The sequence below is a fragment of the Pseudomonas sp. KBS0707 genome (assembly GCF_005937945.2).
Classification (GTDB): Bacteria; Pseudomonadota; Gammaproteobacteria; order Pseudomonadales; family Pseudomonadaceae; genus Aquipseudomonas; species Aquipseudomonas amygdali.
The window spans coordinates 893162-919372 of the sequence record NZ_CP041754.1 but is presented as its reverse complement, the minus strand read 5'-3'; the positions used below and the strand labels follow the sequence as shown (position 1 = coordinate 919372).

Here is a 26211-nt window from a genome sequence, read left to right as displayed (position 1 = left end):
GTAGACGCTTTGGAACAATGGTTTGTGATGAATGCGGGCCGACAGCTTGGCCCGATGGATGCGGACGCTGCACGGCTGATTGCCCGTGAGTCACCCGGCGCATGGTGCTGGAAACAGGGCATGCCGGACTGGCAACCGATCTATCAGGTGGCGCAGGTGCGCGCCATGAAGAAGGACGGCGTGACGCCCTTCCCGGACCCGACGCCAGACATGATCCAGCCGAAGCCGTCCGGGCTGCCCGCACAGGCGGCATCCACACCTGCGGCACCTGCACCTCCTGCCAAGCGTCCCTCATTCACGCCAGACCCGAACGCCTCGGGCGGCTATGGCCTGGCGCAGACCACCGATGGCGTGGACTTCAAGCTGTACGGTGCGGAAACACAATTTGTCGAGCTGGAGCTTGATCCCGGCGAAAGCGCCGTCGCCGAAGCCGGGGCGATGATGTACAAGACCTGCGACGTGCAGATGGAAACCATCTTCGGCGACGGCAGCAACCAGTCTTCAGGGCTGCTGGGCTCGCTGTTCGGTGCAGGCAAACGCATGCTGACCGGCGAAAGCCTGTTCACCACGGTGTTTTCGCAACAGGGTTCGGGCAAGGGGCGCGTGGCGTTTGCAGCGCCCTACCCCGGCACCATCCTGCCACTGAACCTGCGGGATTTCGGCGGCAAACTGATCTGCCAGAAGGACAGCTTTCTGGCCGGTGCCAAAGGTGTATCCATTGGTATCCAGTTTCAGAAAAAAATCCTCACTGGCCTGTTCGGTGGCGAAGGTTTCATTCTGCAAAAGCTGGAAGGCGACGGCTGGGTATTCGTGCACATGGGCGGCACAGTGCGCAAGATCGAGCTGGCGGCAGGTGAATCGCTGGATGTCGATACCGGATGTCTGGCGGCCATGACGCAGACAGTCGATTACGATATCCGCATGGTTGGTGGCGGCATCAAGTCGATGCTGTTCGGCGGCGAAGGCGTGTTTTTCGCTAGGCTGACCGGGCCGGGCACTGTGTGGCTGCAAAGCCTGCCTTTCTCTCGACTGGCCGGGCGCATGCTGGCAGCAGGGCCTGCCGGGGTGGGCAGAAGCGAACGTTAACGTCAGCACTTCGTCATTCGACCGAGGGCCATGCTGCGCCCTCATTGCCAAGGAAGAGACATGCAGATTACTCAAGGTCAACGTGTTCCCCTGTCCAGCCTGATTCAGGGCTCTGATCTCACCCTGTCGATTGCCATCAAGTCCGCACAGGTCATTGATTACGTCTGCTTCGGCGTCGATGCCAACGGCAAGCTGTCGGACGACCGCTACATGGTTTTCTTCAATCAGCCGAGCAGCCCCTGCAACAGCGTCAAACAGGTCAATGGCGGGAGTTTTCAGCTATCGCTCGCGGGCTTGCCTGCCTTGATAGAGCGATTGGTATTTACTGCGTCCATCGATGGCGCGGGCACCATGAGCGAGATTCAGGCGAGCCATTTCAGCATCCAGAGTCAGGGCCGCGAAGTGGCTCGCGGCGAGTTCTCCGGCGCAACCTTCACCGCCGAAAAAGCCATCATGGTTGCCGACATCTATCGCAAGAACGGCGAGTGGCGCATCGCCTCAAATCTGCAGGGCTATAACGCCGGGCTGGACGCGCTGGTGGTGCATTTCGGCGGCGAGGTGGCTGATGCTCCAGCACCCGCGCCAGCAGCACCCCCGCGTATTTCGCTGGAAAAGAAAATCGCTGACGCCGCGCCGCAATTGATAAGCCTGGCCAAGAAGGCTCAGGTCAGCCTGGAAAAAGCCAGACTGACCGATACCAAGGCCAGGGTTGGTCTGGTACTGGATGCGTCCGGTTCGATGAATCCGCAGTACACCCGCGGTCATGTTCAGGAAGTGGTAGATCGCCTGATTCCGCTTGCTGTCCATTTCGACGACGACGGCGCACTGGACTGCTGGGCTTTCGGGGCGAAGCCACAGCAGTTGAATGCGGTGACGCTGAGCAACTTCCAGAACTTCATCAGAACCGACCATGGCGGCTGGAAAGACTGGGAACTGGGCGCACGCATCAACGATGAGCCCAAGGCAATGCGCATGGTCATCGACTACTACAAGAAGTCCGGTGACAAGACTCCGATCTACATCCTGTTCATCAGCGACGGCGGCGTGCATCAGGATCGCGAAATTACCAGGTTGATGACCGAAGCGGCGAAGCTGCCGATCTTCTGGCAGTTCGTCGGCCTTGGCGGACGCGGTTACGGCATTCTGGAAAAACTTGATGACATGGGCGGTCGCGTTGTCGACAACTGCAACTTCTTCGCCCTCGACCGGCTGGACGAGATCCCGGAAGAAAAACTTTATGACCTGCTGATGGAAGAGTTTCCCGACTGGCTGAAAGCGGCAAAGGGTGCAGGGATTTTGTAACGCATCGAGCTCTCAACTATCGTACAACGCAGAGCGTCGAGAACTGCTTTCCCAGCCGGAGCCTGCGGAACGACAATCTCAACTATCTCAACTATCTCAACTATCTCAACTATCTCAACTATCTCAACTATCGTGCGACGCTCCGCGTCGCATGCCGTTCCGGACGCTCTGCGTCCTCTTTGCGACGCAGAGCGTCGAGAACTGCATTCCCACGCTGGAGCGTGCGCAACGGTAGCCTCGTAACCAGCCCCAATAAAAAACCCCCGCCATTGCTGACGGGGGTTTTTATCGTGCGCTGCTCGGGGTTTAGCCGATTGCCACGCCGTGCGCTTCTGCCAACGGCTTCAGGCCGCCTGCAAAGCCTTGGCCGATGGCCTTGAACTTGAACTCGTCGCCATTACGGTACAGCTCGCCGAAGATCATCGCAGTTTCGGTCGACGCGTCTTCCGACAGGTCGTAACGAGCGATTTCCTTGCCATCAGCCTTGTTCACAACGCGGATGTAAGCGTTGGACACCTGACCAAAGCTCTGCTTGCGCTCTTCAGCCGAGTGGATAGTGACCGCAAAAACCAGCTTCTTGACCGCAGCAGCCAGACCGGTGAGTTTGACGTTTACCGACTCGTCATCACCATCGCCAGCGCCGGAACGGTTATCGCCAAGGTGCTCGACCGAACCATCGGCCGATTTCTTGTTGTTGTAGAAAATGAAGCTGTTGTCATCCAACACCTTGCCACTTTCACCAACGATGAAGACCGATGCGTCCAGGTCGAACTCGGTGCCATCGGTAACACGTGGATCCCAGCCCAGGCCCACGGTGATTTCTGTCAGGCCCGGAGCCTCTTTCGACAGCGAAACGTTACCGCCTTTACTCAGACTTACTGCCATGTTCGTAATCCTTTCTGGAAAAATGGTTAGGCGCGAATCAGAAATTCATGCCGAAAGAGTTGGCCACAGCTTTCAGGCCACCGGCGAAGCCGCTACCCACTGCGCGGAACTTCCACTCGCCATTGTTGCGATACAGCTCGGCGAAGATCATCGCGGTTTCAGTCGAGGCGTCTTCCGCCAGGTCGTAGCGAACGATTTCCGAGCTGGATTTTTCATTCAGCACACGGATAAACGAGCCGCCCACCTGACCGAAGTTCTGCTTGCGGCTGTCAGCGTCGTGAATGGTCACAACGAAGACGATCTTGTCCACGTCAGCAGGAACGCTGGTCAGATTGACCTTGAGCACTTCGTCATCGCCATCACCAGCACCGGTACGGTTGTCACCGGTGTGTTCGACGGAACCATCGGCGCTCTTGAGCTGGTTGTAGAAAATGAAGTCAGCTTCACTGCGGACCTTGCCATTGGCGCCCAGCAGAAATGCGCTGGCGTCCAGGTCAAATTCCTGGCCGTCAGTGGCACGCGGATCCCAGCCCAGGCCAATCAGTACATTGGTCAGGGTAGGGTCGGTTTTCGACAGCGAAAGGTTGCCACCTTTTTGCAGAGTCAAAGCCATGATTCGGTTATCTCCTTTATCCAGTGTTTACGCTTTTTCTTCAGCGGATTCTTCTTTACCCGGGAAGAGCAGGCTTGCAACGATACCGATGATCAACACGACGACCACAACCAGCAGGCTGGTATTGGCGCTGATCTCGTAACCGTGGTGGAACAGGTGGTTGGTTGCGTTGAGGCCCAGTTTGATGGCGATGAAGAACAGCAAGGCGATAACCGCTTTCTCCAGATGCACCAGATAGCGCTTGAGGGCTTCAAGAACGAAGTACAGGGTACGCAGACCAAGAATCGCGAACAGCATGGCCGAGAACACGATCAGCGGCTCGCGGCTCACTGCAATGATTGCCGGCACGGAGTCGAACGCGAACAGCACGTCGGAGATTTCAGCCACAACCAGACACAGGAACAATGGGGTCGCGAACAGAGCGCCCTTGGCGGCCAGGGTGATACCGGCGTTTTCCGTTTTTTTGACTTCTTCTTCCAGTACCGAGCGACGGACGAAGAAGTTGCTGCCGTGCAGCTTCGGCCATACCGGGAACAGCTTCTTGGCGAAGCGATACGCCATGTGTTGCGAGTAGTCGACTTCTTCATCGTCGTCATCACCCGCTCTGAGCATCATGATGGCGGTCCAGGCAACGATGACCGCAAACACCACTTCGACCCACGGCCCCAGAGCCAGCAGGCCTGTACCGATGGCGACGAAGATGCCGCGGAAGACGATGGCACCGATGATGCCCCAGTACAGAACGCGGTGGCGCAGGCCATCCGGGATCTTGAACCAGGAGAACAAGGCCATGAACACGAACAGGTTGTCGACGCTCAGCACTTTTTCCAGCGCGTAGCCGGTAACGAACAGCGTGGCGACTTCGGAGCCGTGCTGCACATACAGGAAACCGGCAAAAGCCAGCGAAATGGCGACCCAGAAAATCGACCACGCCGAGGCTTGCGCGAGGGTGATCGGCTTGTTTCCCCGGTGGGAGAACATGTCGATAGCCATGGCCGTAATGGCCAGGCCGACGAAAACCGCCATCGTGAGTGGAGGGAAGCCTAGAGAGGTGCTTTCCATTTAACTGCGTTCCTTAGGGTAAAAAATTACAGGTCGAAATCGGACGGGTTCAGGCCAAGCTCTCGGCAGATCGTGCGGCAGACTTCCCGCTCTTTCTCGTCGAAGCTGCCATCAGCGCCACCGATAGCACAGCAGACGCGCACCAGCAAACGGGCGGCATCTTCTTTCTTTTTGATCTTGCCGATGGTTTTCAACGCTTCGGCACGACCAATTTCAAAATCGAACTCGAACTTGGAGCACGCTTCCTGAAAACCCTGGATGACTTCCTTCATGTCAAAAACTTTCAGTTCCTGAGAGTTCTGGATGAAGCCAGCCATTTTCTGCTTTTCACTGGAGCTGATATCGCCGTCAGCGGCCGATACCAGCGCACAGCCGGAAACCACAGCTTCCATGAATTCGCGGTTCTTGAACTTCGAAACTTCCGAAGCCAGCTTGTCGCGAGCAGCCGTTGCGTTTGTTTTCAACCAGTCCAGCATGTCTATCTCCCATGAGGCGGCACAGCCAGCCCAGAAATACCACGGTATTGTTTACTTGGAACCGGCAGCCCAGCGCATGCCCCAGCCATAGGCCTTGTCCATGTTGCTGTGGCCATTGTGGAAATCCACCCGGCGGGTCACCTTGACTGCGCCGTTGTCATTTTCCAGCAAGGCAATTGCACACATGCCCTGACGACCACCTTCTTCGTTGAGGCGAACCTCGATGGGCGGCTGGCCCGGCGCATGAATGGTGACAACACCGTCGGTTTCTTTCCAGTTCGGCGCACCTTCATAGATGAACGCATAAACCAGAATGCGACGGATCTTGCTCCAGTGCGCGCCGTTGATATGCAGCCACTCACCGTCACTGATCGAGCCAGTACGGTCATCGCCCATCAGTTTGATGAAAGGCTCGGTGTTGAGCGAACCGAACGAGTTGCCCAGCGCCTGAACCGCGCCTTTCAGGCCATCCTGCAGTTCGAAGAGGCAGCCTACATCAAGGTCGATGGCATTGCTCTTCTTCATCGAGAAGAAGCCGCCGCTCTTGCTGTCGCTGCGACGGTTCCAGTTCAGGTTGACCCGAATCTCACCGAAACCGGCGCTGGATTTCTCCAGACTGATCGAAGCACGGGTCTTGTCGAGCGTGATCTTGCTCAAACTGACGGTCGACTTGGGTGCAGACGCGGGTGCAGGTGCAGGTGCAGGTGCAGGTGCAGGTGCAGGTGCAGGTTGATCCTGGGGCGCTGCGACCTCTACGCCAAAGTTTTTTGCCAGCGGTTCAAGCCCGCCGGCAAAACCCTGGGCGACGCAGCGGAATTTCCACGCGCCCTGACGCAGATAAAACTCGCCCAGAATCAGTGCGGTTTCTTTCATGCCGCTGGTAGGGATATCGGCTTCGATACCGCCAGTGATGCTCAGCGCCAGCCGTGACACGCTGCCAAAACTGGCCTTGTTCTCGTAGATGGTTGCCGTCAGGGCGACCTTCTCGATGACTGAATCCAGACGGCTCGGGTCAAGGCTGAACACAGCACGCCCGGCCGACGCTTCCGTCTGCTGGACCGCACCGCCGTTGACGCTTTTCTGGCCGTAGAAACACATGTCCTGATCGCCACGCACCTTGCCGGAGGCGGTCAGCAGGAATGCAGACACGTCGATATCCGCATCCGCCAGCGGGGAATAGCTGACCTCGACCGTCAACGGACCGGCAGCGACTGGCGCGTTGGCGCCTGGGACAAGTTGGGTCATGCGCGTACAGCTCCGATGGCCAGTTCGACCAGATCATCTGCAGTACGGCCGTTGGTAACCTGACCAACTGCGGTGAAATCCCAGCCTGCGGGGGTGCGCGCCAGGTAGGACATCACAACGCCGGTGTGCTGGCCTTTCTCGGACAGATCAAAGCGGCCCAGTTCGTTGCGGCTGCCCAGATCGACAATGCGGCAGTAGGCGTTGGCGACTTTTTCGAAATTCTGACCGGTGAACGAGTTGACGGTGAACACCAGGTATTTGACCGCGGCTGGCAGTTTTTCCAGATCAACGCTGATGGTTTCATCGTCGCCCGCGCCTTCGCCGGTGCGGTTGTCACCCGAGTGTTGAATGGCACCGTCGCGCGACTGCAACTGGCGGAACCAGACCAGGTCGAGGGGCTTCTTGTCGGCGTCGAGCATGATGCAGGAGGCATCCAGGTCGATATCGCCACCGCCACCGCCGAGCAACTTGCCGAAGAAACCGCTGGCTTTTTCAGGGTCCCATCCAAGGCCCATACTGACTTTCTTGAGGCCGGTACCAGCGGTTTTCTCCAGTGAGATCGTCTGGTTCTTTGCCAAAGTGAGTGCCATTTTTCGCTCCATGTGAACGTCGGAATTCGGATAAAAGTGTTACAGCCTTACCGTGTTGGCCCATCTTTGCCATCAGGATTGTGTAACTTGGCGTTAACGGGGCCTTTATAACGGCCTCGACGCCACGTCGGATGGAACAAACGCCAGTGCGCATCCTGAGCAGCGGCGAGCAATTCGTGATCACCACGCGTGTCGCCCCAGGCACGAACCCGGAACTGCGTGAGCGGCCCATAAACACTTTCAAGGCGTGCGACTTTCGAATCGCAACGACAGTTGCTGCCTTCGATCAATCCAGTCAGTTTGCCGTCGATGACTTCCAGATTGGTGCCGATCAGCTCTACTTTCAAGCGATCAGCGAAGGGTTGCAGAACCATAGCAGGCGATGCTGAACAAAGCGTGACAATGGCACCCTTGTCGATTTCGGCGGCGATGGACTCCAGCGCAGCCGGGCGCATCAGGCGGCTCCAGTGCGACTGGCAGAACGCCTCGGCCTTTTGCTGCAGCCATTGCACTTCAACGCCGCTGAGGAACGCCTTGATCAAGCGCCCCTTCAGTTCATCGCGGGTCACGCGCTTGGCGAGATAGCCGATGCTCGGCAGCACCAAACGGGCCATGCGCACGGAAAAGGCACGTTGCCCAAAGGCGAACTTGAGAAAAGGCACAAAGCTGTCATGCCGGGTGATGGTCCCGTCGAAATCGAAAACCGCCAGCAGGCGTTGTTCCACTTCGATTTCAAGATCAGGTCCTACAGGTTCAATATCAGGTTCTACGGTTTCAAGGTCAGGTTCTATCATCTAGCTAACTGCCTCAGCGAGTCGAATGCTGGCATCCATGATCGAAGCGGGTGCGGATAACACTCCATGCCATTTGGCGCGCTCCATGATGTGGGTTGCCCATTTGTAATGGGTAGCCGGTTCACACATCGCATCGTTGTACTTGAACACTGCGGGGGCCACAGAGTTCAAAATCATCCGGGCGGAGTTCATGTCCTCCAGACTGACGCGTAGTGCATTCTGAATGATATTGACCTGCGAGGGGTGAATTGCCGTTTTACCGACCAACCCATTGGTAATATCCAGTGCCAGTTCATGCTCCAGAATGTCAGGTGTGGCCAGTTGCTCGAACACTGGTGCGGTGAGTGCAAACCCCTGCGAACCCATCACTCCCGCCAGCATCGGGATCACATAGCCCATGGGCGTCGAATACAGGGTCATGGCCGGATTGCGGCGCAGCCCCAGACAGCCCATCAGGTCATTGCCACCGATACGTAACGCAATGATCCGCTCGTACAGACTGGCTTTCAGCGCTTGCCCAAGCTCGACCATTGCCGTCGGATCGAACACTTCCGGGGTTTCCAGTGTAGGCATCAACGCCAGTGCCGGGTTGGTAACGGACTGCTCCCAACTCGTCAGACTTTTCAGCGAAAGCTTGGGGACAACGAACCCATCAACGTGCGCCATCAGCGGCCAGTCATTGAGAATCCGCGCCATTGCGGCATCTCTCGGACGAACGAACAACAGCGGACCGTTGGCCGGGCGGCCGCCACGGTCCTGAATGCGGGTCAGCACCTGGCGAAGGTTGACCAGCGCTGTATCGACATCAATCAGCGCTACCGCATCTTCCAGGCACACGACCAGCGAACGCAGTTCGGGAATCTTTTCACCGAACACCACATCGACGATGTCATCGCGGGTGGCGGGCATGTACAGCGTTGCCCCCAACGCATAAGGCGAAAATAAGGCCATTAGCTCAGACTCCGAATGATGGTCACTGCCCGATAAGGTCCCAGCACATCGCCGACTTCTTCAACGGGAATCCCCGCTTTTTCGGTCAGGTGCAGCAGCAATTGCACATCGCTGTCCGCCCGATTGCGTACCAGCACATGGTCTGGAACACGGCGCATGACCGCGCGAGTGGCTTCGGCAATGCCCGGTTTGATGCGATTGAAGTTAGTGATATCAAAGCGCTCGGCCAAGCGGTCGACCACCTGCGTTGCAGCGTCCTTGAGTCCGGCTCGCTGAGTCAGCGTCCAGGGTGTCAGCGTGAGCGTAGAACTGTTTTGACGACGCTGGCTGTCGATGTGTTCAATAAAAGACTGCGTGACGTCGTGGCCCTGCAATTGCTCGTAAACCACACAACCATGCAGCCCGCCGTCCGTCGGCCAGATAGAGCGCGACACTAGCCCGGACACGGTCGCGCCAAGAATACCGGACGGGATCACCCAGTCTTCTGCCGACGCCGCCAGCCAGGCACTGCCGCAGGGATCGGCCAGCACCACCAGTCGTGGTTCTTTAGGGAAACGCGTGTCGCCTGCCAGACTGCGACGTATTTCACCCGAAATTGCGCCCTTGCCGGTCCAGCCGTCGACAAACACGATGTTTTGCGCGCCGTGGGCCAGAATGATGGCCTCCAGCGCGACTTTATCGATGCCGCGATCACGAACAATACTGATGCCGTAGTGATGCGCTTCGCGGTGCAGATCGATCAGCGCCCGACGCAACAACACACCCAGCGGCAGACCGGCACGCACGAACGACACCAGAACGATTTCAGCGCCGGTGCATTCGCGGTCAAGCGCCTGCGCCAGGGCTTGCACGTCATCGGCCATACGCGCACCGTTCTGGCTGAGTGCACGCTCATACAACGCCTTGTGAGCGGCGCTGGGGGCGGACTCCTCGCTGATCATTTCCGAGTAGTGCTTCTGGCGTGTCTGGATCAGGCGCTCCTTCTCCGCCACGCTAGTGGCCTGCATCGCAACGCTGCGCAGCAGAAAATGCACGTCGTCGTACAGATAACTGCCACTGCCTACCGTATCGAGCCCGTGAACAGGATCACTCATGCTCTGCTCCGACAAACATTTTCGCCAACTGACTGCGGGCGGGTGTCGCCCACCAGTGGCACTCGTCCATGAAACCCAGGTCGGTAATGCTGTCGCCAAAACCGAGCACCGGGCGTTCGCCATTGATGGCCTTGTCGCGCCGCAGCCACTCCTGAACCGCGTAACGCTTGGCCAGCCCCTCGGGCAGAAAGGCCAGGTTGTTGCCATTGCCGTGGATGTGCATGCCGTCAAGCAGGCCGCGGGCCTGCACTTCGGCCAGCACCTTGCTGAGCACGCTGTCATCGCTCTCGTTATGCTTTGTCACCACGTAATGAAACAGCTGCGCCTCTTCAACCACCCAGCCGCGCAGTGAAAAGCCCAGTTCATGACCAATCGCCAGTGTGGCGGCAGACAATTCATGCAACCGCGATTGATAGCTGGCCAGGGTATTTTTCATCTGCTCGTTCCAGTCCTGGTCCAGCCGCCCCATGACATCGAGCATCACACCGCCGTGCGAACAGATCGCGCCTGCGGTGAACGGCAGTTTGACCCGGCTGTAGGCCTCGACACTGCGCGCGGTCACCGGCACCACATCGGAATGCGCCAGCAGCCAGTGCGCGAAGGACTTCTGCACGTTGGTCATGTAGCCATTGGCGTTACCGCTGATATCCAGCGTTGCGACATGTTTTTCAATGTTCGCGGGCGTTTTGCGGGCGGTCTGGAAGAGTGTGTCGTCCAGATCGACGAAGATCAGCGGGCGGTCGTTACTCATCGCAGATAACCTCGGCGTTCAGCGCTTCGATAAGCTCGGCGGGTACGGCCTGCCTTGGGGTTTCGGTGCAAATCAGCACCCGGTCAAACTGACCCGGCCGCACGTTGTACAGGAAGTTGGGAATGCCCAGGCCATAGTTGTCGGAGAACGACAGCGCATGGTCGATGGCATGCCCCAGTGCAATCGGTGAACGGCTGGTAGAGCTGAAATGCACATCGGCACCGGCTTTTTCCAGACGCTCGGCCAGCAGAAACGGACGCCAGACGAACTCGCTGGTGCCCACCACCAGAACGCGTTCACCCTTTTGCACGGTAAGCCCTGGCGCCAGCGTATCGGCAACCGACAACACGCCCATCCGCCCCCAGTCATTGGCGGTTACCAGCGGCCAGTCGCCCATTGCCACGGTGCCAACCTCAGGCATATCCGGCAATGGCGCGCTCACGTCTTCATCGAAAGAGTACGACCCCTGCAACAGCGAGACCTGCTCGGCCACTGCGCCCATCGACGTGCTGACTGCACCTGCCGACCAGTCGGTAAGCACACACGTCACCACCCGCTCGATGTTGCTGAGCCCGGCCTCGACCAGCGCCTGATGGAGATTGATGAAGGTCTTGCCCGTCGACGCCTCGTCATCGACCAGCACCAGCGAACGTGCGCCGAGCATCATCTCGCGTAGCGCCGGATCGACAGGCAGATGGATAAGGTGAGCGCTGGCGTGGCTGTGCTCTTCTTCAAAGCGGGCGAACAGCTCGCTGCCGGTAGGATGGCGCGTGCTGACCAGATACAAGGCATCAGATCGCTTTGCGCTGTAGGCACGGTGCACGCCGGCACCGAGACCGACTGCGGTTTCGGCCATGCCGATGACCAGCACCGGGCCGGGCAGGTCTGCCGGAATCTTGTGCGCCAGGTCCTGAAAACTTTTCAGCATCACGCCCGGACGCGCGGGAATATGACGCCCAAGCACCCGGGACACGAACAGAAATGCACGCTTGGGGTTGCGTCGTTCAGCAAAGCCGAACAGAGAATCCGGGGCAATAGTGGACGAATCGACGCTGACGTCGAGACGACCACGAAGCAGGTCAGCACGAAGCTTTGTAGAGTTGGAAAAAGCTGCGCTGCTGTCCATTGATAAATTCCTGAGTAACGGGGCCGCAGCCCCAGACGCCTGCCACTTGAGCAGGCAACACCGACGTCATTGGCGAGAAGCTTCAACGAGCCATAACGATGACTGTGCGGCGCGTGAGATTTCTGTGGTGGTGTACGACCTTTCCGGGCGGGCATGCGGCGCATCGATACGGCATGCCTGCAGAAAGGACAGCAGCAGTGCGGACTTCACTGCGAAGTTCATGTTTTGCCCGTCCGGCACGGTGGACGTCACCATGCCGATCACCGCGCCACCGTTGTCGAACAGCGGGCTGCCACTGGACCCTGGCTGAATCGGTGCCGTGAACTGGAACAGGCTGGCGTCATTGTGCAGACCGAACAGACCGGAGATCCCGCCCTGCGTCACCTGCAGCCCGCCACCGGAAATGGACGCCAACGGGTAACCCAGGACCGCTACGGTATCACCCGGCTCACAGCCCTGCCCGTCCCGGAATGTAACCGGAGACAACGGCGGCGCGCCCTGCACCCGCAGCAGCGCGATGTCGTTGCGACGGTCGATCACCACTGGTTCGGCCTTGTAACGGCCTTCCAATGAAGTGATGTAAAACACGCCCATGTCTTCAATGACATGCGCACAGGTCATGACGTGCGCCGGGCCAACCACAAATGCCGTGCCGGTCGCCGACTCATGCCGAGGCCCGCAACTGGAGCCAACGGACGGGTGGCGCGGGTGACGGTCATCAACGTCCAGGCCGATCTTGCGCCCGAACGCCGACAACCCATACGCCGAGCCTTCGCTCAGCGCGCGGAATTTCCACTGTTCATTACGCTTGTAGAACTCGCCGATGATGATCGCCGCTTCGCCGTTATCGCGCAGATCCAGCCGATGCTCGATGTCGGCATCCACCTTGAGATGCAGGCTGGCAATATCACGGATCGGCCCCATGGCGGCGTAGACGTAGACCATCAGCAGCACGCGATCACTGCCCGCCGGGAGCCTGTCCAGCCGAAGCGTACAGCCAACATCCTGAGGCCCGCCGCTCCACTCCATCCAGCTCTGTTCATGGTGCAGCAGCGCCGGGTCGCCCATGGGCTGGCGCTTGTCGTTGACCGCCAGCAAAGCGACTGCTGCGTACTCACCAAAAACCGAAGATTTGCCGCTCTCCAGATTCCAGGTGCAGTGGGCGTTTGCTAAAGCAGTGTTTGCACCTGGCGCAAGAAGCTTCATGCCCGATCCTCCCTGATAAGAGCGATTAGTGATAGCAAAAATCTATTATCCTGATCAAACCGTGGCCCGTACAGCGACCGTGATGGCCTTCACGCGGATATCCTCAAGCCAATGTGTTTCCGGTTCTTTCAAGCCGAGACGGCGTGTCGCAAAAATACCCGGCAGGTTGACGCCGGTTTCACGCGTATAACCGATCCCGCCGGAGTAACGCGGGTTGATTTCCAGCAAACGCGGCTTGCCGTCAGCGTCGTCACGGGTCTGCACATTGATCAGCCCGTCGCAGGCAAAATGCTCCGCTGCGCGCACCGCCAGTTGCACGGCTTCGCTGTCGCGCTCGAAGGTCTGATTCAACCCCACCTTGCGCCGCCCGACAAAAGCAACCGCGTTGCCGTGCTCACAGACCATGTCCACCGAGCATTCACTGCCGGGCATATACGGCATCAGCAGCATCGCCGGTACGTCTTCGGCCTGACGATAAGCATTAAGGTACGCCTGAAACGTCGTTTCACGCGCATCCGGATTGGCGAAACAGCGAAAATCGTCGACATCGGCCTTGAACCGCCAGAAGCCCCGCCCGTAAATCCCGACCACCGGCTTGATACACACCTCGCCAGATACCGACAACGAATCGTAAGCCGCCTGCAACTCCTCGGCGCTGCTCGCGGCAATTCCGGGAATGCAAGCCAGACCCGCCGCCTCGGCCGCCGCCGTGAAGCGGCTCTTGTCATCGACATCCATGAAGGTCTGCTGGGACGTCCCGCCCGTGACGAGGTCCAAACCTTCGGCAACAAAACGTGCACGCTGCGCTTCGTAAAAGCTGCCTATACGCCCGGCGACAATAGTTCTGACGCCCAGCGAACGAGCAGTCTCCAGCACCCAGTCGATACGCTCTTCATTATCGACCGGCTCTTGCAGTGCCACATGGGCCTGCCCGGTAATTTCGGAGCGCTGCTGGCGATGCGAGGCGATAATCTGCACCGACGCAGGCAGCGCATCGCGCGCGCCCATGATCACTTCACGCTGGCTGGACTGCCCTTCAAGGAACCAAATCATGTAAATCTCCGGAAGACAACGCCATCTGCAACGGCCTTGTCGAATTTTGTAATAACTGTTTTGCTTCGAAATGTTCGGATTAGGGCAAAGTCATGCAATTTTAAACAGAGGACGCTGGTATGAAGTGGCTGAGAAGGTCGATTTGGCTTGTGGTATTCGTGGCACTCGGGATCGGCGCATTAAGCCTTTATTACGTCCTGCCGCGCCATGATGTCGTGATGATCACCGGCGTGGAAGTCAAAAGAATGGACGCCGACGGCGTCATCAACGCCGAAAACCCGGCAGACGGCCCGACCCGCGACGTGTACTTCATCAACACCGAAGACCCGGACACCAAGAAAGTCGTGGTCTACCGCAACGAAGACACCGGCTGGAGCTTCCCGTGGTACTTCAAATTCGACTCCGCCGACATCCAGGCCAAAGCCCAGGGCTACTCGCGTGATTCCCAGCAACTGGCGCTGATTCGTTATTACGGCTGGCGCATAACGATCCTATCGATGTTTCCCAACGTGACCGAAGTTGAAGCGGTGACGAGCCGTGATCAGCCGTTTCCGGTGTTTAATACGATCTTTTTTGTGGTGGTGGGGTTGCTGGTGGTGATGGTTGTGGTTGGGGTGAGGAAGAGGTTTAAAGGGCGGGCTCGGGTTGATGGGGTTGTGAGGTAGCACTTAGCTCTGACTTACGGCCCTCGGCGGATAGTTTAAGGCGAGGGCCTTATTGAGCAGACGTGTCGTGCTTTACTGCGAGCATACCGCCCAGCAACAGCCAGAGAGTGAGTAGAGCTTCCGAGGCCACTGTAGGGAGACTGTCAGAAATTTTGTGTTCGGGCATAACATGTAGCTAGAGGTGCATGTATGCCGACCAAAAAGAAGTCCGCCAATGCAACAGCGAGGGAGTTGCCCTCGATTCCCCAAGAGCTGATCGAGCAGTTTGTTAAAGGCCCGATGAGCGCCGAAGCCATTCAAGACGCGTCCATGGCGTTCAAGAAGGCTCTGATCGAGCGTGCGCTAGGCGCCGAGCTGGGTCACCACCTTGGTTATCCTCAGGGCGCGGAGCGCCCTGAGGAGTCGACCAATCAGCGCAATGGCAAAAGCAGCAAGACGGTTCTGACCGACGACGGGCCGCTTCGCCTGGATATCCCCAGAGACCGCGATGGTAGCTTCGCCCCGATCCTGATTCCCAAGCACGAACGACGTTTTACAGGCTTCGACGACAAGATAATTGCCATGTACGCCCGGGGCATGACGGTGCGTGAGATCCGCGCTTTTCTATCTGAGCAGTATGGAACTGACGTGTCCCATGACTTCATCAGCTCAGTCACCGATGCGGTCATGGAAGAGGTGGGCGCTTGGCAGCAACGACCCTTGGAACCGATGTATCCGGTGATCTTCTTCGATGCGTTACGGGTCAAAATCCGGGACGAGGGGTTAGTGTGCAACAAGGCTATTTATCTGGCGCTGGGGGTATTACCTGATGGCACGCGCGACATTCTGGGTATATGGATCGAGAGCACCGAGGGTGCCAAGTTTTGGATGAAGGTGTTCAACGACCTCAAGACTCGTGGCGTTGAAGATGTTCTGATCGCCGTCACGGATGGCCTCAAAGGAATACCGGAGGCGTTGGGGGCGGTTTTTCCTGCCACGACGCTGCAAACCTGCATCGTGCATCTGATCCGCAACAGCTTGGACTATGCCGCTTGGGATAAACGTCGGGCACTGGCCAAAGCACTCAAGCCGATCTACCAGGCGATCAATGCCGATGTGGCTGAGCAAGAGCTTAACGCCTTTGAAGCGGGCCCCTGGGGCAAGCAGTATCCGACTGTAGTTGCTGCATGGCGTCGCGCCTGGGATCGGGTTATACCGTTTTTTGTTTTTCCGGCGGGCATTCGCAAAGTGGTTTACACGACCAATGCCATCGAGAGCATCAATGCCCAGTTACGCAAGATCATCAAGACTCGAGGGCACTTCCCGACCGATGAGGCTGCGACGAAACTGATATGGCTTGGGTTGCGCAACATCACCGCCAACTGGGGTCATGCGGCACACGACTGGAAAGTGGCAATGAATCAATTTGCGATCCTGTACGGAGACCGATTTACCAGCCCGAACACAAAAAAACTGATACTCCCTCTTATGGCTCATCAACCAACTTGGGCACTAACAGAACTATCAACTTTACTGCTCTCCTGCGCAATTGCCACTGCATTCACTCTGCAAAGACAGCACCACGGTGCCCAACTGGATCGCGCCTTTATAGGCTTTGTTATCCTTATCTGCACTGTTAAAACAATCCAGTTTCTATCCGCCTCCACCGCAGCATTCCTCAGCTCCGCCCCAACCTTCGATACTGACCTCCTACTCGACGGCTTTTCCAACAAGCGTTTCTACGGCCAATTCCAGACCTTCACTCTGCCCTTACTGGTGCTGCCACTACTACTGCCCTCCACACGACGCTCAATCAAGGTCGGTTTGTTCTGCCTGACCAGCCTCTGGTGGATGATCGCGATCAGTGGGGGGACTCGGGGCACATGGCTGGGAATGGCCGCCGCAGTTGCAGTTGTGTTCTGCCTCGGACGTGCCGGACGCCGTTGGGCTGGTTGGCAGATGGGCGCGGCCTCGGCGGGGCTTCTGCTGTTCACCCTGCTGTTCAACGTGCTGCCAAGCCTGCTGGGTATCGAAGTCAGCAATTTCGCAGGCGACCGCCTGACGACCTCACTGTCCGCACGTGAAATCCTCTGGCAGCAAGCATGGGAAATGATCAAAGAGCGCCCGCTCCTTGGTTTTGGTCCCATGCATTTTGCTGATATATGGAATGCCGTGGCAGCGCACCCACATCAGGCCATTTTGCAATGGGCCTGTGAGTGGGGGATTCCCTCGACGTTATGCGTGGCAGGCCTTGCGTTATACGGGTTGGTTACCACCGCGGTACTATTGCACAAGCGCGCGTTGTCTCTTGAGCCTGTAAACCTAATGCGCCTGTGCCTGTTCGCCAGTCTCGTTGGTGCCCTGACCCAGTCGATGGTCGACGGCGTGATCGTCATGCCCTATTCACAACTCTGGCTGGCGATCATTGTGGGCTGGCTGCTGGCGTTGCATGAATGGCAAACAGCCCCTCGCCCGGCCAGTATTGCGCTTAGTCGTGCTTGGCTGCTTTGCCTGACCCTTGCGACAGGCATGATTCTCTACACCATTGTTCGCGACGTACCCGACATGGACACACGCATACAGCAATTTGGTGAAGACTTCGGTGGTCGGTATCTTCCACGTTTCTGGATGCAGGGGGTTATTGCGCATCCATCTGGGAGGTGAGCCCCTGGCTTGTGCTAGCATTTTCCGTATATCCACTCGCTCAGCCCGGTGATATTTGATAGCCGGGTTCCTTTTACCTTGTAAATAGAGCCCTTTCTTTCGGAAGTATTCAATGTCTCCAAAGATGCCTTTACAGGGTGCGGAAATCACGTCGGGCTTCTCGCTATTTTCTTTACTGAGGAAAAGCAGTCCTCTGATCGCTCAGTGGATGTCAACGATTTACGGCGCTGCGATGTCGCTTGGCATTTCAATTTTCTTGGCTCGTAGCATGGGGCCTGACGCGTTTGGCGCTTACACCTACATTTATGTTCTGGCGATGTTTTTGGCGTTGATCCAGGATGCGGGTCTCAAAACCCTGCTGCTGCGTGAGAGGACATCCCCCACAGCTGCGCTAGAGACTTTGAATCAGGTCCTGCCAAGCCAAGCGTTGCTGCATCTGGTGATCAGTAGTGCGGTGCTGATGCTGGGTGCTTATCTGGCGTCGCGCTGGCTGGATGGCACGTCACTGGCCGCTGCCGTATTTTGTTTTGGCGCAATGACACTGGTCATGTGGCTCTCTTCGTGGCTAAAGGGGGCCGGGGATTTTGCCAGGGACGCGTTTTTCCAGGTTTGCGCGCGAAGCCTGAGCGCGCTGATGATCCTGAGCAGCATTGCTATTTTCGGCCTGACGCCAGTAGTGATCTTTTCTGCCTGGGGGGTTGGTCTACTGTTGACCTTCGTCTGGTTTGGCCGGGATCTGCCTGCGCTGCCCAGAATCCGGCTGGCATTGCCTGTTTGGGCTTACCGCAGTGCGTTTGTCTTTTTGCTGATGAATCTGCTGACCACGATCTACCATCGCGTAGACATAGTCATCCTCCACAGCGTTCTGGGCTACGTGCGGGAGGTCGGCTATTACGCCGTTGCCTGCCGTCTGATCGATGGCGTCATGTTGCTAGCCACACCGATTGCCTTGGTCATGTTTCGACGCATGCGGCGGCTGGCTGCGACGCCGGAAGGCAGCGTCGGCTTCAGCCGTAACGCTGTCTTCGTAGCCCTCGCAATCGGTATCGCGTTGGCGGGTATAGGCTGGACTTCGGGCGAATGGGGCGTTGGTCTGATGTTTGGCAGCGCGTATGCCGACGAGACTCGACCTGTCATGGGGTGGTTATCGATTTCTCTGATCTTCGAGTTACCGAATCTGGTTCTCGTTCAGTGCGCAATCGCAACTCATCGTGAGCGCTTTTTCATGATCAGTGCCGCGTTTTCACTGTTGGTCAATATATGTTTCAACGCTTGGTTGATACCTGCTCATGGAGCCCTTGGCGCCGCATGGGCTACAGTGGGAGTATCAGTTTTTTTGTGTTCGGGCTGGTTAGGGCCTGCCGTCAGGCAGGCCCTTGTTTTACCAGCTCGGTCTGGTAAATCGGTCTCCGTACAGGATCGCAAATTGATTCATTGCCACTTTCCAGTCGTGTGCCGCATGACCCCAGTTGGCGGTGATGTTGCGCAACCCAAGCCATATCAGTTTCGTCGCAGCCTCATCGGTCGGGAAGTGCCCTCGAGTCTTGATGATCTTGCGTAACTGGGCATTGATGCTCTCGATGGCATTGGTCGTGTAAACCACTTTGCGAATGCCCGCCGGAAAAACAAAAAACGGTATAACCCGATCCCAGGCGCGACGCCATGCAGCAACTACAGTCGGATACTGCTTGCCCCAGGGGCCCGCTTCAAAGGCGTTAAGCTCTTGCTCAGCCACATCGGCATTGATCGCCTGGTAGATCGGCTTGAGTGCTTTGGCCAGTGCCCGACGTTTATCCCAAGCGGCATAGTCCAAGCTGTTGCGGATCAGATGCACGATGCAGGTTTGCAGCGTCGTGGCAGGAAAAACCGCCCCCAACGCCTCCGGTATTCCTTTGAGGCCATCCGTGACGGCGATCAGAACATCTTCAACGCCACGAGTCTTGAGGTCGTTGAACACCTTCATCCAAAACTTGGCACCCTCGGTGCTCTCGATCCATATACCCAGAATGTCGCGCGTGCCATCAGGTAATACCCCCAGCGCCAGATAAATAGCCTTGTTGCACACTAACCCCTCGTCCCGGATTTTGACCCGTAACGCATCGAAGAAGATCACCGGATACATCGGTTCCAAGGGTCGTTGCTGCCAAGCGCCCACCTCTTCCATGACCGCATCGGTGACTGAGCTGATGAAGTCATGGGACACGTCAGTTCCATACTGCTCAGATAGAAAAGCGCGGATCTCACGCACCGTCATGCCCCGGGCGTACATGGCAATTATCTTGTCGTCGAAGCCTGTAAAACGTCGTTCGTGCTTGGGAATCAGGATCGGGGCGAAGCTACCATCGCGGTCTCTGGGGATATCCAGGCGAAGCGGCCCGTCGTCGGTCAGAACCGTCTTGCTGCTTTTGCCATTGCGCTGATTGGTCGCCCCCTCAGGGCGCTCCGCGCCCTGAGGATAACCAAGGTGGTGACCCAGCTCGGCGCCTAGCGCACGCTCGATCAGAGCCTTCTTGAACGCCATGGACGCGTCTTGAATGGCTTCGGCGCTCATCGGGCCTTTAACAAACTGCTCGATCAGCTCTTGGGGAATCGAGGGCAACTCCCTCGCTGTTGCATTGGCGGACTTCTTTTTGGTCGGCATACATGCACCTCTAGCTACATGTTATGCCCGAACACAAAATTTCTGACAGTCTCCCATAAGACTGGACATAAGCCCTACCAATAGCAGACCTTGAAAAGCAACCTTGACCCAAAATAGAAAAACGTCACTACTGGTAGCTTTCATTACGCGATGAAAGAAAAGAAAGGCAAGGGACATCACTCCAATAACACATTGACCCAACCTTTGAATATCGTGCGAAGCAAAACCATCAGTACCATCAGTGTATATACTAACAAAAAGAACGGTGCAACATATTAGAAAAAAAACATGAGATCTCAGCACTGCTAGCAAAATAAAACCCAACTCAGATATAGACTAAAAACCCTCACAAGCCTGCCTTTTCTTGCAAGCGCACTGCGCATCTGCGAGGTGGTTATTTAAATTTATAAGCAAAAACAGAAACCCTTTAAAATCATCTCAGACTAGAGATGAACAGACTGCAGCGACTTATTACTTACTATACATATAGCTTTATTTAAAAACAAACAAACTAGGGACTCACCACCCTACCAAAGTGATGAGTCCGCCTGGACACCAAGCTAGTTAGGTACCAGTGGAGGTGCATGTGCTGGAAGCAGACTTAGCATTACTTACCGTGCAAGTCCAAGTTATGGCACCTGCTGCACCCAAGTTAGGAGCCAAAGTAGCGGTAGTTGCAGAAGTTCCATTCCCAACCGACGGGCTAACCAAGACGCCCGTTGTAGCATTACATGTACCATTTGTAGGCAGGGTCACGTTAGTGCAGAGTGCAGTCGAAAGCCCTTCTTGAGCATTGATCCCCACCTGAGTCTTCGCAGCATCAAGCGTGGCGACCGCGCTGGCACCATTCGCGCGCGCGACATAGTTCTGGTATTGCGGAATTGCTACCGCCGCCAAAATACCAACGATCGCAACAACGATCATTAGCTCGATCAGTGTAAAGCCTTTTTGTGCGTTCATCTCTACTTCTCCGAGGCGTCAATTAGGTTGTGCCTTGGGAGCGTTGAAGCACAGGTCGTGCCAAAACCTATTCTCGGTTGCTGACATCACCAGCGCCATCTATGAGCGACAAGGACGTTCTGAAATCAGTAGAAACTGACAATTTTCGTCACATGCCTCTCTGCCATTTGGCAGCACAGCCCGACTGCGCTATAACCCACCCATTGTCTGTGTCTGGTGGTTTTATGACTGATGCTGTCCTCACTGGTTTGGCCAAACAGTTGGTCCACGCCGAGCTACTTACCGAATCTGTTGCGCAGCAAGCGTATCAACAGGCGCGCCGTAACAAGATTTCGTTGGTGAGCTATCTGGTCCAGAGCAAATTGGTCAAAAGCCTGACGCTGGCAGAAATGGCTTCCGATCAGTTTGGCGTGCCCTTCATGGACCTCGCCAGCCTGGACAAAGAAAGCCAGCCTAAAGGCCTGGTGAGTGAAAAGCTGGTTCGACAACATCATGCACTGCCGCTGTGGCGGCGCGGCAATAAACTATTTATCGGGATTTCGGACCCGACCAATCATCAGGCGGTGACTGATATTCAGTTCAGCACGGGCCTGAACACCGAAGCTATTCTGGTCGAAGATGACAAGCTGACTATTGCTATAGATCGCTTTTTTGACAGTGATAGCGGTCTGGGCAATCTGGAAGATGTAGATCTGGGTCTGGACATCGAACCGGCTGACGGCAAGGAAACCTTCCTTGCTACTCAGAGTGACGCTGACGACGCCCCGGTAGTACGCTTCGTCAACAAGATGCTGATGGATGCTATCCGATTAGGGTCATCCGACTTGCACTTCGAACCCTACGAAAAGATCTTCCGCGTGCGGTTGCGTACTGACGGCATCTTGCATGAAGTCGCCAGACCGCCGATTCATCTGGCAAACCGTATTGCCGCGCGCTTGAAAGTCATGGCTAGCCTAGATATCTCGGAACGGCGTAAACCACAGGACGGACGTGTCAAGTTACGTGTGTCCAAAACCAAAGCCATCGATTTTCGTATGAATACCTTACCCACGCTATGGGGAGAGAAGATCGTAATGCGGATCCTCGATCCGACCAGTGCGCAGATGGGCATTGACGCTCTGGGCTACGAGCCAGAACAAAAAGCGCTGTATCTTGAAGCGCTGAAGCAACCACAAGGCATGATTCTTGTGACCGGCCCCACCGGCTCGGGCAAAACAGTTTCGCTATACACCGGCCTGAACATTCTTAACACTGTGGACATCAACATTTCCACAGCTGAAGACCCAGTAGAGATCAACCTGGAAGGCATCAATCAGGTCAACGTCAACCCGCGTCAGGGACTGGACTTTTCTCAGGCATTGCGCGCATTCCTGCGTCAAGATCCCGACGTAATCATGGTCGGCGAGATACGAGATCTGGAAACCGCCGAAATCGCCATCAAAGCCTCTCAGACCGGCCATATGGTTTTATCTACTCTGCATACTAATAGTGCCGCAGAAACCCTTACTCGCTTGCATCATATGGGCGTCGCAGCGTTCAACATCGCTACGGCGATTAACCTCATCATTGCCCAGCGGCTGGCGCGCAAGCTATGCAGCCATTGCAAGAAAGAGCTCGACATACCCCGGGAAACGCTCATCCAGGAGGGGTTTCCAGAGGAGAAGATCGGTACGTTTAAAATCTATGGCCCAGTAGGTTGTGAGCATTGCAACGGCGGCTACAGGGGCAGGGTGGGCATTTACGAAGTAGTCAAGAAAACACCAGAACTGGAACGCATCATCATGGAAGAAGGCAATTCGCTGGAGATTTCCAGGCAGATGCGCAAGGACGGCTTCAATGATTTGAGGACCTCCGGACTGTCGAAGGCCATGCAAGGTATTACCAGCCTTGAAGAAGTCAACCGCGTGACCAAGGATTAAGCATGGCCAGCAAGGCAGTTAAAGTCAGTGTTTACACATGGGAAGGTGTGGACAAGAAAGGCGGCAAACTCAGTGGCGAAGTGAGCGGGCACAATCTTGCGCTCGTAAAGGCTCAACTGCGCAAGCAAGGTATCAACTTCACCAAGGTACGTAAAAAGCCTGTTTCGATATTTGGCAAAGGCAAGAAGATCAAGCCGCTGGACATCGCATTCTTTTCTCGGCAGATGGCGACCATGATGAAGGCAGGCGTGCCGCTTCTGCAGTCATTTGACATCATTGCCGAGGGTGCGGAAAACCCGAACATGCGTGCACTGGTTGGCTCACTGAAGCAGGAGGTGTCGGCAGGGAACAGCTTTGCGACGGCTCTGCGACAGAAACCGGAATACTTCGATGACCTGTTTTGTAATTTGGTCGATGCGGGCGAGCAAGCAGGTGCACTCGAGAGTCTCTTGGACCGCATCGCTAGCTACAAGGAAAAGACTGAAAAGCTCAAAGCAAAAATCAAAAAAGCCATGACATACCCTATTGCTGTGTTGATCGTCGCAATTATCGTGTCAGGTATTTTGCTCATCAAAGTGGTGCCGCAGTTTCAGTCAGTTTTCGCAGGCTTTGGCGCAGAGCTACCCGCATTTACTCTCATGGTAATCGGCTTATCAGATATCGTACAGAAATGGTGGTTAGCAATAGTTGGTCTTTTTTTCGTAGGCGCTTTTTTGTTCAAACGAGCTTATAAGCAGTCTGAAAAATTTCGCGATAATATTGATCGGTTTCTGCTGAAAGTACCGATCATTGGACCGCTTATTTTCAAGTCTTCCGTAGCTCGCTACGCGCGGACACTTGCAACAACATTCGCAGCAGGCGTTCCTCTAGTGGAGGCACTTGACTCAGTTGCAGGTGCTACCGGCAATGTTGTTTTCAGAGACGCTGTAAACAAGGTCAAACAAGACGTTTCCACAGGCATGCAGTTGAATTTTTCGATGCGATCGACCGGTGTTTTTCCAAGCTTGGCAATCCAGATGACGGCCATAGGCGAGGAATCAGGCGCGTTGGACAATATGCTGGACAAGGTAGCGACCTACTACGAGGATGAGGTCGACAATATGGTCGACAACTTAACCAGCCTGATGGAGCCCATGATCATGGCTGTGCTGGGTGTCATCGTCGGCGGCCTTGTTATCGCCATGTACCTCCCCATTTTCAAACTCGGAAACGTCGTCTGACATGCCCCTCCTCGACCTCTTGGCCAGCTCACCGCTGGCCTTCGTCATTACCTGCTGCATTCTCGGCCTGATCATCGGAAGCTTCCTCAACGTAGTCGTCTACCGCCTCCCCAAAATGATGGAGCGCGACTGGAAAGCCCAATCCCGTGAAATGCTCGGCCTGCCCGCGGAACCCGATCAGCCCGCCTTCAACCTGAACCGCCCTCGCTCCAGCTGCCCGCGCTGCGCGCACAAAATCCGCCCGTGGGAAAACCTGCCGGTCATCAGCTATCTGCTGCTGCGCGGTAAATGCTCACAATGCAAAGCCCCGATCAGCAAACGCTACCCATTGGTAGAGCTGACCTGCGCAGTGTTGTCGGCCTACATCGCCTGGCATTTCGGCTTCGGCTGGCAGGCAGCGGCGATGCTGGTGTTGAGCTGGGGCCTGCTGGCGATGAGTCTGATCGACGCCGATCACCAGCTGTTACCTGACTCTCTGGTGCTGCCACTGCTGTGGCTGGGCCTGATCGTAAACGCTTTCGGGCTGTTCACCTCGCTGAACGATGCGCTGTGGGGCGCGGTGGCCGGCTATCTGGCGCTGTGGTCGGTGTTCTGGCTATTCAAACTGGTGACCGGCAAGGAAGGCATGGGTTATGGCGACTTCAAGTTGCTGGCCATGCTTGGCGCATGGGGCGGCTGGCAGATTCTGCCGTTGACCATCCTGCTGTCATCGCTGGTGGGTGCGGTGCTTGGGGTGATCATGATGCGCGTGCGCAGGGTTGAAAGTGGTACGCCGATCCCCTTTGGTCCTTATCTGGCCATTGCGGGGTGGATCGCTTTGCTCTGGGGTGGTCAAATAACCGACTCTTACATGCAGTTTGCCGGTTTCAGATGACTCACCCTGATCAAAAACCCTGGATTCTTGGCCTGACTGGCGGCATTGGTAGCGGTAAAAGCGCAGCGGCGCAGTGCTTTACCAACCTTGGCATCGACACCGTGGATGCCGACCATGCCTCCCGCTGGGTGGTCGAGCCGGGGCGTCCAGCGCTGGAGCAGATAGCCGCGCACTTCGGTAAAGGCTTGTTGCAGGCCAGCGGCGAGCTGGACCGTGGCGCGCTACGCAAGCTGATTTTTGAAAACCCGGAGCAGCGACGCTGGCTGGAAGCGCTGCTGCATCCGTTGATCAATCAGGAAATCGTCAGCCATCTGGCCAAGGCCAAATCGCCATATGCCATTCTGGTTTCGCCGCTGCTGATCGAGTCCGGGCAATACCGTATGGTGCAGCGCCTGCTGGTGATTGATACTCCGGCGCATCTGCAAATAGAACGCACCATGCTGCGCGACAGTTCCAGCCAGGAGCAGGTCGAAGCCATTCTCAAGGTGCAGATCCAGCGCGAAGACCGTTTGCGCCATGCCGACGATGTGCTGGTCAATGACCGCGATCACGCCTGGCTGAACAGCGAAGTCGAGCGGCTGCACCACTTTTACCTTACTTTGCGTGGAGGCCAATCATGAGCCAACCAATGACCGTCCAATGCCCAACCTGCGATGCCCCGGTAGAATGGAGCGCCGCCAGTCCGAGCCGCCCGTTTTGCTCAGAGCGCTGCAAACTGATCGACCTGGGAGCATGGGCTTCTGAAGAGCATGCGATTCCGGTGAGCCCGGATGCTGAGGATGAGATGTTTTCGGGTGATTTAGAGGCTCCGCACCGGGGGCATTGATAGCCCTCAATGCGCAGGCAACTCTGCTTCTGCCCAACGGGCTCCGGAGTAACCAGGGCGGATATCCGCATTGCTCACGAAGGCGATCACACAGCCGCCTGATTCCAAGCGGCTGTGATGCCCACCAGAGACACTATTTTTTCTTGACCTTGTTCAGTTCCGCCAGTGGATCGCCACAACTCGACCGTTGACAGGGCTGAGCCGGCACGGGACGTGCCCCTGTAACCGT

24 protein-coding genes and 2 pseudogenes are annotated in these 26211 nt (G+C 56.6%); 11 read left to right on the top strand and 15 right to left on the bottom strand.

The features are described from left to right. Positions 1-9: 9 nt before the first annotated feature. Together FFH21_RS04295 and FFH21_RS04290 are read left to right on the top strand one after the other, a co-directional pair. Complete coding sequence (locus FFH21_RS04295) at positions 10-1086, top strand: TIGR00266 family protein (RefSeq protein ID WP_004667371.1); 1077 nt, start codon at positions 10-12, stop codon at positions 1084-1086. A gap of 60 nt (positions 1087-1146) precedes the next feature. Beyond that, positions 1147-2388, top strand: coding sequence for a VWA domain-containing protein (locus FFH21_RS04290; protein ID WP_011167739.1), 1242 nt, complete (start codon positions 1147-1149; stop codon positions 2386-2388). A 306-nt stretch (positions 2389-2694) separates the two neighbouring features. Here FFH21_RS04290 and FFH21_RS04280 read toward each other — a convergent pair whose 3' ends face one another. The 13 genes from FFH21_RS04280 to FFH21_RS04220 form a co-directional block, all read right to left on the bottom strand. Then, the gene (locus tag FFH21_RS04280) at positions 2695-3273 is read right to left on the bottom strand and encodes a TerD family protein (RefSeq protein ID WP_002552039.1); all 579 of its coding nucleotides are present in this window, start codon (positions 3271-3273) and stop codon (positions 2695-2697) included. A 37-nt stretch (positions 3274-3310) separates the two neighbouring features. After that, positions 3311-3886: a TerD family protein gene (locus tag FFH21_RS04275; RefSeq protein WP_002552038.1), complete on the bottom strand. Its 576-nt coding sequence runs from the start codon at positions 3884-3886 to the stop codon at positions 3311-3313. Between the two features lie 27 nt (positions 3887-3913). Continuing rightward, the gene (locus tag FFH21_RS04270) at positions 3914-4948 is read right to left on the bottom strand and encodes a TerC/Alx family metal homeostasis membrane protein (RefSeq protein ID WP_011167738.1); all 1035 of its coding nucleotides are present in this window, start codon (positions 4946-4948) and stop codon (positions 3914-3916) included. A 26-nt stretch (positions 4949-4974) separates the two neighbouring features. Then, entirely contained in the window at positions 4975-5424 is a 450-nt protein-coding gene (locus FFH21_RS04265) for a tellurite resistance TerB family protein (RefSeq protein WP_002552036.1), read from the bottom strand. A gap of 51 nt (positions 5425-5475) precedes the next feature. Continuing rightward, positions 5476-6669, bottom strand: a complete 1194-nt coding sequence (locus FFH21_RS04260; protein ID WP_054073232.1) for a TerD family protein — start codon at positions 6667-6669, stop codon at positions 5476-5478. Beyond that, complete coding sequence (locus FFH21_RS04255; RefSeq protein WP_005757133.1) at positions 6666-7259, bottom strand: TerD family protein; 594 nt, start codon at positions 7257-7259, stop codon at positions 6666-6668. The genes FFH21_RS04260 and FFH21_RS04255 overlap by 4 nt, the downstream gene beginning before the upstream one ends. Positions 7260-7306: 47 nt before the next feature. Further along, a complete protein-coding gene (locus FFH21_RS04250) occupies positions 7307-8053 on the bottom strand; it encodes an HAD-IB family hydrolase (RefSeq protein WP_005757136.1) in 747 nt (248 codons plus the stop codon). After that, positions 8054-9004: an HpcH/HpaI aldolase/citrate lyase family protein gene (locus FFH21_RS04245; RefSeq protein WP_005782711.1), complete on the bottom strand. Its 951-nt coding sequence runs from the start codon at positions 9002-9004 to the stop codon at positions 8054-8056. Continuing rightward, positions 9004-10098, bottom strand: coding sequence for a cysteine protease StiP family protein (locus FFH21_RS04240; RefSeq protein ID WP_011167735.1), 1095 nt, complete (start codon positions 10096-10098; stop codon positions 9004-9006). The genes FFH21_RS04245 and FFH21_RS04240 overlap by 1 nt, the downstream gene beginning before the upstream one ends. Beyond that, the gene (locus tag FFH21_RS04235) at positions 10091-10849 is read right to left on the bottom strand and encodes a hypothetical protein (protein WP_002552030.1); all 759 of its coding nucleotides are present in this window, start codon (positions 10847-10849) and stop codon (positions 10091-10093) included. Before FFH21_RS04235 ends, FFH21_RS04240 begins: the two co-directional genes overlap by 8 nt. Then, entirely contained in the window at positions 10842-11975 is a 1134-nt protein-coding gene (locus FFH21_RS04230; RefSeq protein WP_011167734.1) for a phosphoribosyltransferase domain-containing protein, read from the bottom strand. The genes FFH21_RS04235 and FFH21_RS04230 overlap by 8 nt, the downstream gene beginning before the upstream one ends. Before the next feature lie 66 nt (positions 11976-12041). Continuing rightward, a complete protein-coding gene (locus FFH21_RS04225) occupies positions 12042-13181 on the bottom strand; it encodes a trypsin-like peptidase domain-containing protein (protein WP_011167733.1) in 1140 nt (379 codons plus the stop codon). A gap of 54 nt (positions 13182-13235) precedes the next feature. Further along, positions 13236-14234 (bottom strand): ATP-grasp domain-containing protein, encoded by a 999-nt coding sequence (locus FFH21_RS04220; RefSeq protein WP_011167732.1) that lies wholly within the window; start codon positions 14232-14234, stop codon positions 13236-13238. 119 nt (positions 14235-14353) lie between these two features. Here FFH21_RS04220 and FFH21_RS04215 point away from each other — a divergent pair, with 119 nt between their 5' ends. From FFH21_RS04215 to FFH21_RS04205, 4 genes and pseudogenes are all read left to right on the top strand, one after another. Continuing rightward, positions 14354-14899, top strand: a complete 546-nt coding sequence (locus FFH21_RS04215; RefSeq protein WP_011167731.1) for a DUF1523 family protein — start codon at positions 14354-14356, stop codon at positions 14897-14899. 189 nt (positions 14900-15088) lie between these two features. Beyond that, positions 15089-16342, top strand: a pseudogene (locus FFH21_RS30170) (IS256-like element ISPsy17 family transposase); the annotation flags it as partial. A gap of 9 nt (positions 16343-16351) precedes the next feature. Further along, positions 16352-17542 (top strand): O-antigen ligase, encoded by a 1191-nt coding sequence (locus FFH21_RS30165; RefSeq protein WP_054088532.1) that lies wholly within the window; start codon positions 16352-16354, stop codon positions 17540-17542. A 112-nt stretch (positions 17543-17654) separates the two neighbouring features. After that, a pseudogene (locus FFH21_RS04205) lies at positions 17655-18881 on the top strand (polysaccharide biosynthesis C-terminal domain-containing protein); the annotation flags it as partial. Positions 18882-18923: 42 nt separating this feature from the next. Here the strand turns inward: FFH21_RS04205 and FFH21_RS04195 are convergent. Together FFH21_RS04195 and FFH21_RS04190 are read right to left on the bottom strand one after the other, a co-directional pair. Beyond that, the gene (locus FFH21_RS04195) at positions 18924-20183 is read right to left on the bottom strand and encodes an IS256-like element ISPsy17 family transposase (RefSeq protein WP_004663377.1); all 1260 of its coding nucleotides are present in this window, start codon (positions 20181-20183) and stop codon (positions 18924-18926) included. 564 nt (positions 20184-20747) lie between these two features. Beyond that, a complete protein-coding gene (locus tag FFH21_RS04190; RefSeq protein ID WP_011167729.1) occupies positions 20748-21143 on the bottom strand; it encodes a prepilin-type N-terminal cleavage/methylation domain-containing protein in 396 nt (131 codons plus the stop codon). A gap of 224 nt (positions 21144-21367) precedes the next feature. Between FFH21_RS04190 and pilB the strand changes: the two genes are divergently transcribed. The 5 genes from pilB to yacG are packed head-to-tail and all read left to right on the top strand — an operon-like array spanning position 21368 to position 25982. Beyond that, complete coding sequence (gene pilB / locus FFH21_RS04185) at positions 21368-23062, top strand: type IV-A pilus assembly ATPase PilB (RefSeq protein ID WP_011167728.1); 1695 nt, start codon at positions 21368-21370, stop codon at positions 23060-23062. Positions 23063-23064: 2 nt separating this feature from the next. Beyond that, positions 23065-24282 (top strand): type II secretion system F family protein, encoded by a 1218-nt coding sequence (locus FFH21_RS04180; RefSeq protein WP_011167727.1) that lies wholly within the window; start codon positions 23065-23067, stop codon positions 24280-24282. 1 nt (position 24283) lies between these two features. Next, positions 24284-25156: an A24 family peptidase gene (locus FFH21_RS04175; RefSeq protein ID WP_011167726.1), complete on the top strand. Its 873-nt coding sequence runs from the start codon at positions 24284-24286 to the stop codon at positions 25154-25156. After that, positions 25153-25776 (top strand): dephospho-CoA kinase, encoded by a 624-nt coding sequence (gene coaE, locus FFH21_RS04170; protein WP_011167725.1) that lies wholly within the window; start codon positions 25153-25155, stop codon positions 25774-25776. Before FFH21_RS04175 ends, coaE begins: the two co-directional genes overlap by 4 nt. Next, entirely contained in the window at positions 25773-25982 is a 210-nt protein-coding gene (yacG, locus tag FFH21_RS04165; protein WP_007251656.1) for a DNA gyrase inhibitor YacG, read from the top strand. Before coaE ends, yacG begins: the two co-directional genes overlap by 4 nt. Positions 25983-26211 lie beyond the last annotated feature (229 nt).